The sequence below is a fragment of the Nitrospirota bacterium genome, assembly GCA_016219645.1.
GTDB lineage: Bacteria > Nitrospirota > Nitrospiria > Nitrospirales > Nitrospiraceae > Palsa-1315.
In genome coordinates, this window is record JACRLR010000019.1 from 24,994 (window position 1) to 38,664 (window position 13,671).

The following is a 13,671-nucleotide window of genomic DNA, read 5'->3' on the forward strand; positions in this document are numbered from 1 at the left end:
AGGTTGGATATCAAAGGGCCTAAAGAATCGTGACTGGTGAATCTTCGACCACATGCTTGTATTCCACGGCGCAATGGAACGCTTTGGTAACAGGGTTCAAAGAACCTTGCCTGCACCTTCAATGGGACAATCTCAAGAATCTTTCCAAGTCGCGCCGTAGAAGTTCGCGCTGATTAAGAATGCTTTTGGGTGGTTTTTGGCTACCCGGAAAGCAACTGTAAAGGATTGGCCAGTCGAATCCAGAATCTTGAGGTTCAAGTATCTTTCCCTCAGTAGGGGTTACTTTCATTCTGCCCAGTCTCTCTGAAATACAAGATAAGGCAGTATATGGTAGTTGCCCAAGCAGACACACTTTTTCCGGAGAAAGGTCCCTTAACTCATCCCTGAGATGTGCGTCAACACAAGCGCGAAGCAGCGGAAGCCCTACATGCTTCCGATCCATTCCTTTTGCGCCTCGACCAAAACCTGGATATTTTGCACAACACCAGCATTTAACCGCGTGGATAAAATAGAAGCCCGTTTTCAAGAATTCATCAAGAAAAGTAGCGTCCGGCGTGCTCGCCTTTATTTTCTTTAGTTCGACAAGAACTCTATGAAGCTCGGACCGCAAGTTGTCATCGAATTTAATCGACCAGAATCCTCCGAACGGCTTTGGCGGATTCCATCCGACAAACAACAATTGAACTTTACGTTCTGCCTTCGGGTATGCATATAAGTCAGGCGGGCGTTTGCCAAACGCGGGTATCCTTATTGAGCTAGGAGGTTCACATTTGTATCTGGTGAAAATCTTATCTGTTGGTTGATCTGGCATCACATCATTCATGGATGCACCAGTCTCCAATTGTAGCCCACTCTCAAATTTACTATCAGCGGGACCAAACTAACTCCTTACTACCATCCTTCTCACTGGGGGTGGCTGGGATGATTCCAACTGCGCGCGTCGGACGAGCACATTCTTATCGTGCGCGTTCCGCGAGCAAAGGGATCGTCGCAGCTACCCCCTTCTCTCACTTCTTAAAGATCAACCTCGGCTCCGTCATATCCCCCATCGAGACCGCCACCAACTCCCACCCGCTTGCCCCAAACTCATTCAGCTTGGTTTGCATATTCTGAGTGTCGGGAAGCACCTCGATGATTTTGTACTGAAACCGTTTCGGCTCTTGCGCCTTCGCTGCAAACGGCTGTCCCATGAGAAGCAGGAGTCCCAACGCACCAAGACAAACGCCCGTAATCACCCAAGCGGCTGAGAGACGCACGGTCTGCATAGGTCACCTCATATGATGTGGCTGTTATTCATAACTTCGGGGACGGGTGCTGAATAAATGCTCCCTCCGAGCTTGCTCGTTCTCTCTCAGGGATGGGGGCTGATTGATCTTCTACTGCGCGCGTCCAACGAGGGCCTTCTCAGGCCGCGCGTTGCGCGAGCACAGAAGATCGTCAGCCTCCATCCCCTCCTCCACTACGGATGCGCCACTCGCCAATTATGTCCGGTACCCAAATCCACTTTCAGCGGTACCGACAATCCCAGCTTCTCCCCCGTCGCTTCCATTACCGTCTTCACGAGGCGCTTTGCCTCTTCCAATTCCTTCTCCGGCACTTCGAAGATCAACTCGTCGTGGACTTGAAGAATCATCTTCGTGTGCGGCAGCTCATGATGGAGGGCATTGTTCACGTCGATCATCGCCACCTTGATGAGATCTGCGGCTGAGCCCTGAATCGGGCTATTCACGGCGATTCGTTCGCCGAATCCACGCTGGACTGGATCCCCGCTCTGCAACTCGGGGATCGGGCGCCGCCGACCGAGGATTGTCGTCGTGTAGCCTTTCGTTTTGCCCTCTTCGATATTCCGGTCCATCAGCGCGCGCACCGCCGAAAACTTTTCGAAGAACGTCTCGATGTATTTCTTCGCGTCCGCCTGTGACACCCCGATATTCGAGGCCAGACCGAAGGGGCTGATGCCATAGACAATGCCGAAGACGACCGTCTTGGCCACGCGTCGCATGTCTCTCGTGATTTGACTGGAGGGCAGGCTGAAAATCTCCATGGCCGTCGCCATGTGGATATCCTCTCCCTTCGCAAACACGGCAAGCAAACGGGGATCTCGCGACAGATGCGCGAGGATGCGCGGCTCGATTTGGCTGTAGTCGGCGCAGAGCAGCGTGTGGCCGGCCGGTGCGATAAAGGCTTCTCTGATTCGTAATCCGTAATCGCCCTTCACCGGGATATTTTGCAAATTCGGCTCGGTGGAGGAGAGTCGTCCGGTCGCCGCGACGGTTTGATTGAGTGATGTATGGAGCCGTTTGGTTTCCGGGTTGACCAATTCTGGTAGCGCATCCACGTAGGTGGACTTGAGTTTGCTGAGACTCCGATAGTTCACAATCTGCGCCGGCAATTCATGTTGTGTCGCGAGCTGTGTCAGTGTGTCTTCATCGGTTGAGTAGCCGGTTTTGGTTTTCCTGATCGGCTTGAGCCCCAACTTCTCGAAGAGCACCGTAGCCAGCTGCTTCGGGGAATTGATGTTGAATGCGCCGCCGGCCAATCCTTCGATCGTCTCGATCATTTTGTCGAGATCCCGTTCCAATTCTTTGCTGAGCCGCCGCAGGCCTTCGACATCCAGTAAGAAGCCGTTCCGCTCGATCTCGGCCAGCACCGGCACCAGTGGCATTTCCACCTCGGTGAAGAGGGAGAGGCTCCCCTGTGCCGAGAGTCGTTCCATGACGGGCTGGGCGAGTTTGGCCAGCACAGACGCGGACTCCGCTGCCTCCTCTCGTGACCCTGTGTCCTCCTCGAACAGGGATTGCGGGGCTGCGTTCTCTTTATGACCTGGCCCAAGCCGGTGGTCCAGCATTTCGAACGCGATGGTCTCAAGTTGGTGATCTCGGCGGTTGGGATTGAGCAGATAGTCCGCAACCATGGTATCCAGATAGGGGCCGGCAAGGGTGAGCCCCATGCGGTGGAACACCAGCAGCGTTGCCTTCAAGTCATGAACAACCTTCGTTCTCGTGGGGTCGTGCAGCAAGGCTGTGATGGGCCTCATGTAGGTTCGGACGTCGAGAGGAATGAACGCAGTCCTGTCCCCGGTCGACAGGGCCATTCCCAGCACATTCGACCCGGCGGAGAGTAGACAGTGCAGTCCGAGGGCACTTCCCTTCGGCAATCCCTCCACAAATTTCTGTGCGGACGGTTCATCCTGAATCAGCGCGGTCTGTATTTCTTGTGTCTTGGTTGGGTGAAACGCCGGCTGAAAGGATTTGAGGAGCGAGGTGAACCCCAGTTCGCGCAACAGATCGGTGAGCTGGTCCTGATGTGGGGGCTTGATGTGATAGGTCGTGGGATCGAAGGTGACGGGACTATCCAACTGGATGGTCGCCAGGCGTCGGCTGAGGCGGGCATTGTCCGCCTGTTCGATCAACAGGGTTTTGATCCGAGGCGGCGTAACTTCCTCTACACGATGCAAGAGTTCCTCTATCGTGCCGAATTGGGCGATCAGCTTCATCGCCGTCTTCTCACCGATGCCCTTCACCCCGGGAATATTGTCCGTTGCATCGCCCATGAGACCCATAATTTCCACGACGCGCGCCGGCTCCACGCCGAAACGTTCTCGGCATTCCGTTTCGCCTAACCATTTGTCCTTTACCGGATCATAGATGCGCACATGGGGGGTCAGGAGTTGGAACATGTCCTTGTCGCCGGTGACGATGATGACGTCGAAGCCTGCCAGTTCGGCTTGGTGCGCGAGTGAGCCGATCAGATCATCCGCCTCATATCCGGCTTGCCGGACCGAGGGGATGTTGAGGGCATCCACTACGCGATGGATGTAGGGAATCTGGGCACTCATGCCTTCCGGCATCGGCGGCCTCTGGGCCTTGTAGGCCTTGAACTCAGCATGGCGCAACGTCGGCCCCTTTTCATCAAACGCCACGACAAGGCCGTCAGGCTTCCGTTCGCGAAGAATTTTCAGCAACATCGTGGTGAAACCGAGGATGGCGTTGGTCTGGAGGCCTTGGGAATTATTCAGGGCCGGCAGGGCAAAGAAGGCACGATAGATATAGGCGCTCCCGTCGATCAGGTAGAGCGTCTTGCGGCTGGGCTCTGTGCTCGGCATGATGCGGCCTAGCAGGCTGCGGAAAAAATCGGTTTATTCATAAACCACCACGGGAATCTTCCAGATGGCACAGATTTCAAAACAGCCGCGGGATGCTCAAAAAGGCCGTCCAGCAAGGCCGCAGCGAGCGAAGAGGCGAGGGCGTACCCTTGCGGTACGTTGAGCCTCTGAGCGATGCGACCTGCCTGCGCGAAGCGCTTCGGCGGAGGCAGGGAACGCCGCTGGCGGACTTTTTCAGCATCCTGCTAAGGGCCGGGGGCCAGGGTCAAGGGCGGCTTGCCAAATTTCTGGCGCATGGAATTAATAACGCCCAGCACAGTCGGTTGCCCGACCATTCTGGCCTCCAGTGCACGCTTTTGTGGGAAATCCATGAGCGAGATCCCGATCAGCATTGTCAGCACGCCCTGGCCCGGCAAAAAGAGCATGGCGAAGCCGGCCAACAGGAACACGACTCCGACAACGTTCTTGACGACCAGCCCCAACAGGCGCAACGCTGGATGATGGTCTTTCATCCAATGGCGAGGAATGCGCGTGTCAAAATAGTCGGCCGGCAAACGCACCAAAATCATCGGGATAGCGATCAGGGACGCGACAAAACCGATAGCTGAAGCCACCGTGAGACCGATGAGCACATCGACTGGAATCCATTCCTGGAATGTTGCAAGTAGGCTATCCATTTAGACGAGGCATCCTAGCATGTGACCTGGGACCACTCAAGGCGACGAGCGAGCAGCAACGACGGTTTACGGTTGATTTCTCAACCGGCTATAATCTTTGCATGATCTCGAATCGTTTCCTCCAGACATTCCGGATCAGCCTGTTACTTGGGGTCGCGGTCTCTGGGGTGGGATTGCTTACGAATCCTGTTTCTGTCTGGGCATCGGAAGAGCTTCATGTCGAGATCACGAAGAAAGGCCTGGGCAAGGAAGTCGTGATTACCCAGGGGGCACGCGAGTGGTTTATGCTGATCGAGGTGACGCAGGAGAATTCCATAGTCCTGCGGCAGGAAAAAGAGCATGACAAATACCTTGTGGACGAAAGTGAGACACATGACCGGCCCATGACCACGGGGGAAGTCGATGCGGCCCTTGCTGATTATGTGAATAGTGTCAAGGCGCGCGCCACAATGAAATAGCCACTGCCGATGCTCCCGCTACCCCAAATTCGTCATCTTCGCCCAAGGAAAGTTGGCCAGATGGACTCGCTCATCGGGAGCGCGTCACCCCGACACGGTCACAGTGTTTCGCCAGTTTGCATCTGCTACAGAAGGGTGAGACGGGCTGGCATAGGTTCTGTCCATAGGGAACGAGCAAGTCGTTGAAGGTAATCCAATGGGGCCTCGGCAGTTTCCGGCGTAGGGCCTGTTCAGTTTCCTCCGGAGTCTTCGTCTTCACATAGCCCCAGCGGTTGCTGATCCGATGCACGTGGATATCCACGCAGATGCCGGGTTTGCCATAGCCGACCGTGACCACCAAATTCGCAGTTTTCCGACCGACTCCTGACAGAGTCACCAGCTCTTCGATGGAATCGGGAACTGTTCCTCCATAGACGTCCAGAAGGCGACGGCAGATGGCATGAATGGACTTGGCTTTTGTCCGGTAGAATCCAACAGGATAGATGGCTCGTTCGATCTTCTTGAGTGGGAGGGTGAGCATGGAGGCAGGCTGATGTGCCAGCGCAAACAGCCTGGCACTGGCTTCATGTGTCGTCTTGTCTTTTGTCCGGAGACTGAGGAGACAGGATATGAGGATGCGGAAGGGGTCTCGGTTCGACAGGCTTGCGACCACGCCGACGACTGGTTCTTCCCACTGGCGAATCTCGCGTTGAACGATTCGAAGCGCAGCAGTGATTTGATCCTGGCGCATGGACGAGGCAAGAATGTAAAGGCCTTGAGAGGGATGTGTCAACCGAACGGGCAAGCCGCGGGGAAATGTTTATTCCGGTTTACGCTTCGACAACCACTTTTGACGCCGCCGCTGCGCTTCGCGCTGCTTGGCTTTCTTTCGGACACTCGGCTTCTCGTAAAACCGTCTGCGCTTCAGTTCGCGGAAGAGCCCTTCCCCCGCGAGTTTCTTTTTGGCAACCTTGAGGGCTTTTTCAACGTTATTATTGAAGACTTTGATTTCCATTCTTCCCGTTTGTCTACTTTCCCAGGCAATGCCTGTACAGGTTTTTTTCTTGAGTCGGCCTGGCCTCGACCAGGGGGCGCAGTGTAACATAGCCCCCTGAGTTCCTCAAGGCGGATCGTCAGCTGCTCAATCCGATCGAAGAGCGATGATTTAAGCAATGGATTATATTGAAGTTTTATGTTTTCAGCGACCGTGTGACGTCCCGCATCTGCTGCAGCGAGTGCCAGGAGCATTCCAACGGTCAAATCCGACCTGACGCGTGGTTTTACCCCAGCCGAGCAGGCATGAAGAATAGCGCCGGCCTCTGTCGCCTGTTCGGCGATTTCAAGCGGAATTTCGGTTGCCAGATGTAATGCAGATGACAAGAGAGCAGGACGGGCCCTGTCTGTTTTTGGGAGTTTCGTTGCCTGGATAAATCGGCGGTAGGCATCGCCATCTGCTTGCATGAGATCGCGAAGCCTTCGGCTACTCTCACTCAGCCGATACTCCACCCTCTTTTGCCGGCTGAGCCGCGCTCCCATGATTCCCAACGAAGCCGCGAGAGCGCCCACCAAAGCCGCGACTGTGCCACCGGCTGGAGTCGGGGTGGCTGCGCCCACTGAGTCCAGAAAGTCTGCGAGGGATTGTGTCTGCAAATCAACAGGGTCTCCCTTATGAGAAGAGGCCTCTCGGGCCGGCTCACCGAATAGCCGCATCTCCAGTCTCGTTTCCAATACCTGTAATTCATCGAACTGTTCGAGCGCAAGGCCATGTGCAGCAGCTTGAAGCAGTGCCGCTTGTGGGACAAGGCCGATTACTTCGCTCCCAGCTACTGCCACGCCCTGTGCGGCTGCGCTGGTACGGACCGCTTCAAAGGCGACATGGATAGGGGTGATGACATAATCGGTGAGATTGATGGCCACCTGAACCAACCGTCGGCTGGCTAACTCCACGCCGATTGCTTTGAGATGGGGCAGTCCTCCGTTCGATTGGCGAATGTCTTTCGCAATGGATCGAGCCAACCCCAGGTCGGTCGAGCGGAGATTCACGTTGAATGCGATCAAGGGAGCGCGCGCGCCGATGACGATGGCGCCGGCTGTCTTGTGGAGGTGGGGCGGGCCAAAATCCGGTGTCCAGTCAGGATCGGAGGCCATGCGGAAGGCGAGGCCTTGAAGCCCCCCTCGGCGGACCGATTCGAGTGGGGCATGATCGCGGTGCAAGGCCGCTTGTTCGTAGAGGAAGACGGGGATCTCCAGCTCTGCCCCGACCTGCTTCCCCAATCGCCTTGCCAGATGGATACAGTCCTGCATCGTTGCCCCGCGCAGTGGGACAAAGGGCACGACATCTGTCGCCCCCACCCGCGGATGGACACCTCTATGCTCTCGAAGATCGATGAGATCGGTCGCCACGCGAATCGCGCGAAAAGCGGCTTCAGCGACGGCGTCCGGTTCACCGGCAAAGCTCAAGACTGAGCGATGGTGGTCTCGATCCATTGTCTGGTCCAACAGCCAGACCCCAGGAACAGATTCCACAGCACGTGCCAGCGCATGCACCGTTGTCTGGTTTCGTCCCTCGCTGAAATTCGGCACACATTCGACGATGCGATCCACGCCCCACCTCATCACATATCAACACAACGAAGCCGGAGGTCTGACCGTCAGCCCTCCGGCTTCTCTCTCCACTAACAGGATGCTGAAAAAGACCGCCAGCGGCGTTCTCGCATCGTTCAAGCCCTCAACGTACGAGAGAGACTCTAAGAGATCAGAAGTACTGGAGGGGTCTTTCCGTTCGCCAAGATCCATGAAATGGGCAAACGGCTCCACGAAGTGCGGTGGGTACCTCCTCCGGGCTTTCACTCGCTGCGGCCTTGCTGAACGGCCTTTTTGAGCATCCTGGGGCTATGTTGACATTGAGACTGTTTATGGAAGGTTCCAGCCTGTGAAAGCTCTGTCCGTACGGTTACTTTGTCTTTTTCACAAATGCTTTATAGACCGTTCCCGCTTTGGTCTGTTCTTCTTCGAGCCCGACCATCTGATGGCCGGTCGTGTCGCACCAGGCAGGCATGTCCTTCTTGATGCCCTCGTCGTCTGAGACGACTTCAAGAACCTGGCCCAGCTTCAGTTCCTTGATCTTTTTCAAGGTCATAATAATCGGCATCGGGCAGAAGTAGCCAAGCGTATCGAGTTTCACGTCGGCATGCAGCATAGCGTCTCGTTTGTATGGTTTGTTTAGTTTCTTTGGTTATGAACCCACGCACCAAACAAACCGGATGAACTAAATAAACAAATTCACACTGCCTTGTTTGGCTTCTGCAAGATAGGTGGTCACCCCTGCGAACTGATCGATACCCTCAATGAGCGTATCCTTCGTGATCCCCATCAACCCCATGGTGGTCGTACAGGCAATGAAGTGAACACCGAGGCCCAGGGCTGTTTCCATCAGTTCCGGCACACCAGGCATCCGGTTTTGCCTCATGACCTGTTGCATCATCTTTGTGCCCAACCCCCAGAAGTGGAACCGCGAGAGAGGAAGGCTGTCCGCGCCTCCTTTATTGAGCAGGCCGAACAGTTGACGAAGCCAGTCCTTGGCTGAGCTGGTTGCTCCTTTCCGGCGGATGGCGTTGAGACCCCAGAAGGTGAAAAATACTGTGACCTGCATTCCCATGGCAGCAGCCCCGGTGGCAATGATGAACGCCGCCATCGCCCGGTCCATGTCGCCGCTTAGCAGCACGATCGTCACCTTCTCAGGCTTAGAAGCCTGGAGGTCTCCCAACGTGACTGCTGGATCCATCTGAGCAATTGTCATGCGTCCTCTATCCTCTCATGTCCGCATGAATTTGGCGATTTCAATAGGAATTTGACTATAGTCTCCGCTCAATTTTCTTGTCAAGGAAGGGGAGGATGGAATGACACCCGTGCTGATCCCTTGCTCCCGGAGCGCGCACGATCAGAATGTGCTCGCTCGACGGCCGCAGGGGGATCAACACAGGTGCCATTCCAAGGGAAAGAGAACAAGCAAGCCTGGAGGGAGCAGTTATATCGTTGGACGCGCGTAGTGGGAGACCGAGCAGGTTACCCCGTTATAGGAAGTACTGGGTTGTGGCAGAAAAGAATGCGAAGATGCAGTCGCTCAATGCGCGCAGTGAAGGACAGTCTGGCCGCTCTCTTCTTAGAGCTCGAAAACGCATACCGAAGAAAACCCTCAGCGAAACGCGGAAGGAAGGTGGGTCCAGCTGTTCCGTTTATAGCCGGGAGGATCATTCGGCGCCAAGTGGCTTGACGTTCCGTGACCCACTCGCTATATTTACAAAGTCTAAGTTGGTACTTCCAGCAGATGCTCGCTGCCCTGCCAGCGATTCGAATTCGTCCAGTGCGGATCGCTCTTCGTGTCGAGCCGAGCCGCGGTGACGCCGATCAGTGAACAGCAATGCCGCATCGACTTTACTGCAGCGCGGAATTGCCTCAGCCGGGTTCCATTTTCCAAGACCATCTTTCGCTACTTCGCAAACATTTTCATGACGCAGGATCGAGAAGCGATGGAACGCCAGGCGGTGGGATCACGCTACAAACCAGCCCTGATGCTTATCGATGATGCCGATACGCCGGCGAAATGGTACTACAAGTTGAAAGCCGCGTATCTGATGTCGGCGCAAACTGGACAACTCCTCGACCACCAGCTGAAAGAAAGAGTCACGCTTCGCTGGAAGAGCTGAATCCGTATGAGTCATATTGGCGAGGTCTTATGTCGGGCAAGGATGCGACTCGAAAATTACCACACCTTGTTCTCCTCCTCTCCTCGATAATGCTTTGTGCGCAAGCCTTTCCGGTCTGGCCGGCGGAGAGCCGTCTAGTCGCAACGGTACCGGCATTGGGAGTGCGCGCTGACGGGCAGACGGGGGTCGTGCACTATATCGTGCTCGAAATCGACAAGGGCCCTCGACAAGAAGGACCGACAGTCCAATTCAATGAGATTAACCTGGGTGGCGGGTCAATAGTCAGCGACGATTGGAAAGAGGGCATCAGGCAAGCGGTTGCGGCTGCCACGCAGGCAGTAGGGGAGGAGGGGCGAGATTGGGTGATCACGATCAAGAACCGGTCATACAATGCCATGACTGAAGGAGTGAGCGCGAGCGCTGCCGTGGCAGTCGGGCTTGTTGCAGCCTGGCGAGGCGGCAACGTCAAGCCGGATGTCGCGCTGACCGGAAAAATCCTACCGGACGGTAGGATCGAGCCGGTCGGTGCCCTGCTCATTAAAACTGAAGCGGCAGCCCGCGCGCAGTTTTCAACCATACTGGTGCCTCGAGGGCAACCAGCCACTGTTGACAAGGATTTCTTCCAACTGGCCGCCCGATGGAATATCAACGTCATCGAAGTGGCGACGCTGGAAGAGGCCTATCAGCTCATGACGACGGCAAAACGCTAGCAGCTCATTTCTCGCCCATCTGCACTAAATGCTCCATCGCGTTTTGAATCTGGGAGCGCGAACCGAGCAGGACCACGATATCGCCCGCCATCAACCGGGTATGCTCAGGCGGATTTGCTTGCGTTGTTCCAGCACGTGTCCAGGCAATCACCGAAACACCCGTCTTGGCGGGGAGAGCAATCTCAGCCAATGTTTTCCCCAGAGCAGGGGAATCGTCGTCGATGCGACACGTTTCGACTTCCGTATCCGCCAGGGTCCCATCATGAAGATGATGCGGGAGTTCCGGTGATTCGCTGCGACGAAGCAACGCGTACCCTTCACGGCGAACTTGTGTAGCCTTCCGCATCACAAAGTCCTGCGGCATCTTGTAGGTGCGGAGTATCAAGGAAAATATTTCGATGGAGGTTTCGAATTCTTCCGGCACCACGTCATCCGCGCCGAGATTATGTAGCTCCTCCAATTCGCGGAGATAGCGGGTCCGCACGACAACATGGAGCTTGGGGTTGATTCCCTTGGCAATCTGCACGACCCGCCGGGTGGTGAATGGATCAGATATCGCGATCACCAATACCTTGGCATCCTCGACTCTCATATGCCGCAGCACATGCGAATTCGTGGCATCGCCATAGTAGACCGGCAGCCCGTGTTTCGATTCGCGGCTGACGATATCGCCGTCGAGATCCAATCCCAGGTAGGGGATCTCCGTTTCGCCGAGAACGCGGGCGAGATTCCTCCCGTTTAATCCATACCCTGCAATAATGACGTGGCCCTTCATCCGAATATGCTTCCCTTCGGTCTGTTCGGCATGGGCGAGGGTGTGCTTCGGCAGCCAATGATGGACCCGCTGCCACGCCTCAGCGCGACGGGCCAGGTTCGGCGACCACTGTATGAGAAAAGGGGTCACAATCATGGACAGCACCGAGACCGCAAGAAAGACTTGATACGGATCACCATGGAAATAACCACTTGCCTCCCCCTGCTGTGCCAGCAAGAAACTAAACTCTCCGACCTGAGCCAAGGCGACGCCCACCAGAATCGCCGAACGCGGGGGGGTTCCCGACAGCAGGACCGCCACGGCCCCGGAGAAAAACTTTACCAGCAGAATTGCCACGAGAAGTCCGAATACCAGTCCTGGATGGGCGAGCAACACCTGCCAGTCCAAGAGGATGCCGATCGACACAAAGAAGAGACTGGTGAAACTGTCGCGGAACGGCAACACTTCGGCTATAGCCTGATGGCTGTACTCCGATTCGGAAATGACCAACCCGGCGATGAATGCCCCTAATGCCAACGAGAGACCGCCGAGGGACGTGAGCCAGGCGATACCGATACAGGAGACGATGATCGTCAGCAAGAACAGCTCCCGGCTGCGGCTTCGGACGATATATCCCAAGAGTTTGGGGAGCAGATACCAGGAGGCTCCAATGACAAGCAGGACAACGAGGACCGATTCCCCCAAGGTGATCAGAATCGCCACCCCGCCTCCCTCCGATTTGCCGGCTAGGATCGGCATCAGCAGCATCATCGGTACGACCGCCAGATCCTGACAGATAAGAATGCCGATCGTGGCTCGGCCATGGATCGAGTCGCTCTCCCCCCGTTCCGCTAGGGTCTTCAATACGATCGCCGTGCTGCTGAGGGCGAAGAGAAATCCCCAGAACAACCCTTCCCGCCAGGACAATCCGACGAGCATCGCCCCGAGAAACGCAATCACCAGCACGCCGGCGATCTGGACTGGCGCACCCACAAACATGAGGCGGCGCATGGAAAGTAATTGCGCAATTGAAAATTCGATGCCGATGGTGAAGAGAAGCAGAACGATTCCGACCTCGGCCAACACCTCGACGGTACCGACATCCGCGATGAGGTTCAGCCCATGGGGGCCGATGAGTGAGCCGGCGACCAAGAATCCTGCGATCGAGGGAAGTCGCAATTTGTGGAATACGAAGACGACGACGATCGATGCCAAGAAGATTACCAGCAGATTTGCAAGTACGCCGTAGTCAGTCATGCAAGAAATTGGTCGGACGTGGGGAGTGACATGGGAGGGCGAAAGAGACTCGTCAATCGCCTCACGTTTCACGGATTGAGGGCGTAGAATACCCTAGTAGTCAGAAGGTAACAAGGCCAACCTGCTTATTTATGCAAGAAAATCTGTTGATTTCCGCGCGAGGGCTGCTGGTGGAAGAAACCCGAGCCTGGACACAGGCTCGGGTGGTCTCGGCAAATCGGCTAGCAGAGACGGCTTGCCAGCCCCCCGTCGGTAGCTCGCCTCCCCTCGAAAGATGAATAGACGGCATTCTGTCCAGTATAATAGTTTGTAAGCATCATCGGCGAGTACATGTACGAAGGACAAACAATGATGCAAGTCTTGGCTGGTTCACTATCTCAAGGGAGGTGCTCTATGCGGCCTGCTCGCGTGCTCATGATTGCCGCAACGGTCCTCACCCTGTCTTCAGCATCGGCATTTTCCGATACGACGATCTCCTTCGACCCGTACCTCATGCGGGAATGTACCCAAGCCGATGGGAGCATCCTCTACACGAACAAGGATTTGCCCGGCTGTAAACTGATGAAGTTAAAAGAACTGTCGAGCGTACCATCCCTGGAGGACATGCCGACCTATCGCCCCGCTGTGACGGCGGCTCCGCGCTACGACATTCCTCCGTATCCCGACCGTAATCAGACCGGTATGGCCGGCGGGCGACAGACTGTCCCTGATTGGGCCAAAGATTGGCATGCCAGTATCGCCTCGTCCGGGTCCGTTCAAGCTGAAGTCTGCTCCATGTACGGAGAATGGATCAATCTCGTTCAGAAAACTCGCGGAGGGTTCTTTTACGGGGCAGATCCTTCCTACGGCGGAGATCTTTCTGGGAGAAATCAGCGGGGTCCCAGCTATTCGTTCTACGACAACGCGCGATACATCGCGCTGTCTAAGCTGTTCGGGCCTGGATTTGTGCCGATCGGCTGTCCGTAACAAGACGGTTCAGGCGAACGATTGATTGGAAGGGGGGCCAGGCTCTTTCGAGAGGGCCA

14 protein-coding genes are annotated in these 13,671 nt (G+C 55.8%); 4 read left to right on the forward strand and 10 right to left on the reverse strand.

All coding sequences use genetic code 11. The features are described from left to right. Positions 1-118: 118 nt before the first annotated feature. The 4 genes from HZB34_08510 to HZB34_08525 form a co-directional block, all read right to left on the reverse strand. Positions 119-823 (reverse strand): hypothetical protein, encoded by a 705-nt coding sequence (locus HZB34_08510; protein ID MBI5315998.1) that lies wholly within the window; start codon positions 821-823, stop codon positions 119-121. Between the two features lie 184 nt (positions 824-1,007). Beyond that, positions 1,008-1,265 carry a hypothetical protein gene (locus HZB34_08515; protein MBI5315999.1) on the reverse strand — a complete coding sequence of 86 codons (258 nt, stop codon included), beginning with the start codon at positions 1,263-1,265 and terminating at the stop codon, positions 1,008-1,010. Positions 1,266-1,459: 194 nt separating this feature from the next. After that, positions 1,460-4,105 (reverse strand): DNA polymerase I, encoded by a 2,646-nt coding sequence (gene polA, locus HZB34_08520; GenBank protein MBI5316000.1) that lies wholly within the window; start codon positions 4,103-4,105, stop codon positions 1,460-1,462. A gap of 245 nt (positions 4,106-4,350) precedes the next feature. Next, positions 4,351-4,782: a hypothetical protein gene (locus HZB34_08525; GenBank protein ID MBI5316001.1), complete on the reverse strand. Its 432-nt coding sequence runs from the start codon at positions 4,780-4,782 to the stop codon at positions 4,351-4,353. A 101-nt stretch (positions 4,783-4,883) separates the two neighbouring features. On the opposite strand from HZB34_08525, the gene HZB34_08530 reads away from it, so the two are divergent. Next, entirely contained in the window at positions 4,884-5,240 is a 357-nt protein-coding gene (locus tag HZB34_08530) for a hypothetical protein (protein ID MBI5316002.1), read from the forward strand. 70 nt (positions 5,241-5,310) lie between these two features. On the opposite strand, the gene HZB34_08535 is transcribed toward HZB34_08530, so the two are convergent. The 5 genes from HZB34_08535 to HZB34_08555 form a co-directional block, all read right to left on the reverse strand. After that, on the reverse strand, positions 5,311-5,970 hold the full coding sequence (locus HZB34_08535; GenBank protein MBI5316003.1) for an endonuclease III: 660 nt from the start codon (positions 5,968-5,970) through the stop codon (positions 5,311-5,313). Positions 5,971-6,039: 69 nt separating this feature from the next. Continuing rightward, on the reverse strand, positions 6,040-6,234 hold the full coding sequence (locus HZB34_08540; GenBank protein MBI5316004.1) for a 30S ribosomal protein S21: 195 nt from the start codon (positions 6,232-6,234) through the stop codon (positions 6,040-6,042). Then, positions 6,144-7,823, reverse strand: a complete 1,680-nt coding sequence (ftcD, locus tag HZB34_08545) for a glutamate formimidoyltransferase (protein MBI5316005.1) — start codon at positions 7,821-7,823, stop codon at positions 6,144-6,146. The genes HZB34_08540 and ftcD overlap by 91 nt, the downstream gene beginning before the upstream one ends. Positions 7,824-8,172: 349 nt before the next feature. Then, on the reverse strand, positions 8,173-8,418 hold the full coding sequence (locus HZB34_08550; GenBank protein ID MBI5316006.1) for a sulfurtransferase TusA family protein: 246 nt from the start codon (positions 8,416-8,418) through the stop codon (positions 8,173-8,175). 69 nt (positions 8,419-8,487) lie between these two features. After that, complete coding sequence (locus HZB34_08555; protein ID MBI5316007.1) at positions 8,488-9,018, reverse strand: DsrE/DsrF/DrsH-like family protein; 531 nt, start codon at positions 9,016-9,018, stop codon at positions 8,488-8,490. 580 nt (positions 9,019-9,598) lie between these two features. Here HZB34_08555 and HZB34_08560 point away from each other — a divergent pair. Together HZB34_08560 and HZB34_08565 are read left to right on the forward strand one after the other, a co-directional pair. After that, positions 9,599-9,925 carry a hypothetical protein gene (locus HZB34_08560; protein MBI5316008.1) on the forward strand — a complete coding sequence of 109 codons (327 nt, stop codon included), beginning with the start codon at positions 9,599-9,601 and terminating at the stop codon, positions 9,923-9,925. 29 nt (positions 9,926-9,954) lie between these two features. After that, entirely contained in the window at positions 9,955-10,635 is a 681-nt protein-coding gene (locus HZB34_08565; GenBank protein ID MBI5316009.1) for a hypothetical protein, read from the forward strand. 4 nt (positions 10,636-10,639) lie between these two features. Here the strand turns inward: HZB34_08565 and HZB34_08570 are convergent, their stop codons facing one another. Next, positions 10,640-12,646, reverse strand: coding sequence for a cation:proton antiporter (locus HZB34_08570; GenBank protein ID MBI5316010.1), 2,007 nt, complete (start codon positions 12,644-12,646; stop codon positions 10,640-10,642). A 393-nt stretch (positions 12,647-13,039) separates the two neighbouring features. On the opposite strand from HZB34_08570, the gene HZB34_08575 reads away from it, so the two are divergent. Then, the gene (locus tag HZB34_08575; GenBank protein ID MBI5316011.1) at positions 13,040-13,612 is read left to right on the forward strand and encodes a hypothetical protein; all 573 of its coding nucleotides are present in this window, start codon (positions 13,040-13,042) and stop codon (positions 13,610-13,612) included. Positions 13,613-13,671: the final 59 nt, after the last annotated feature.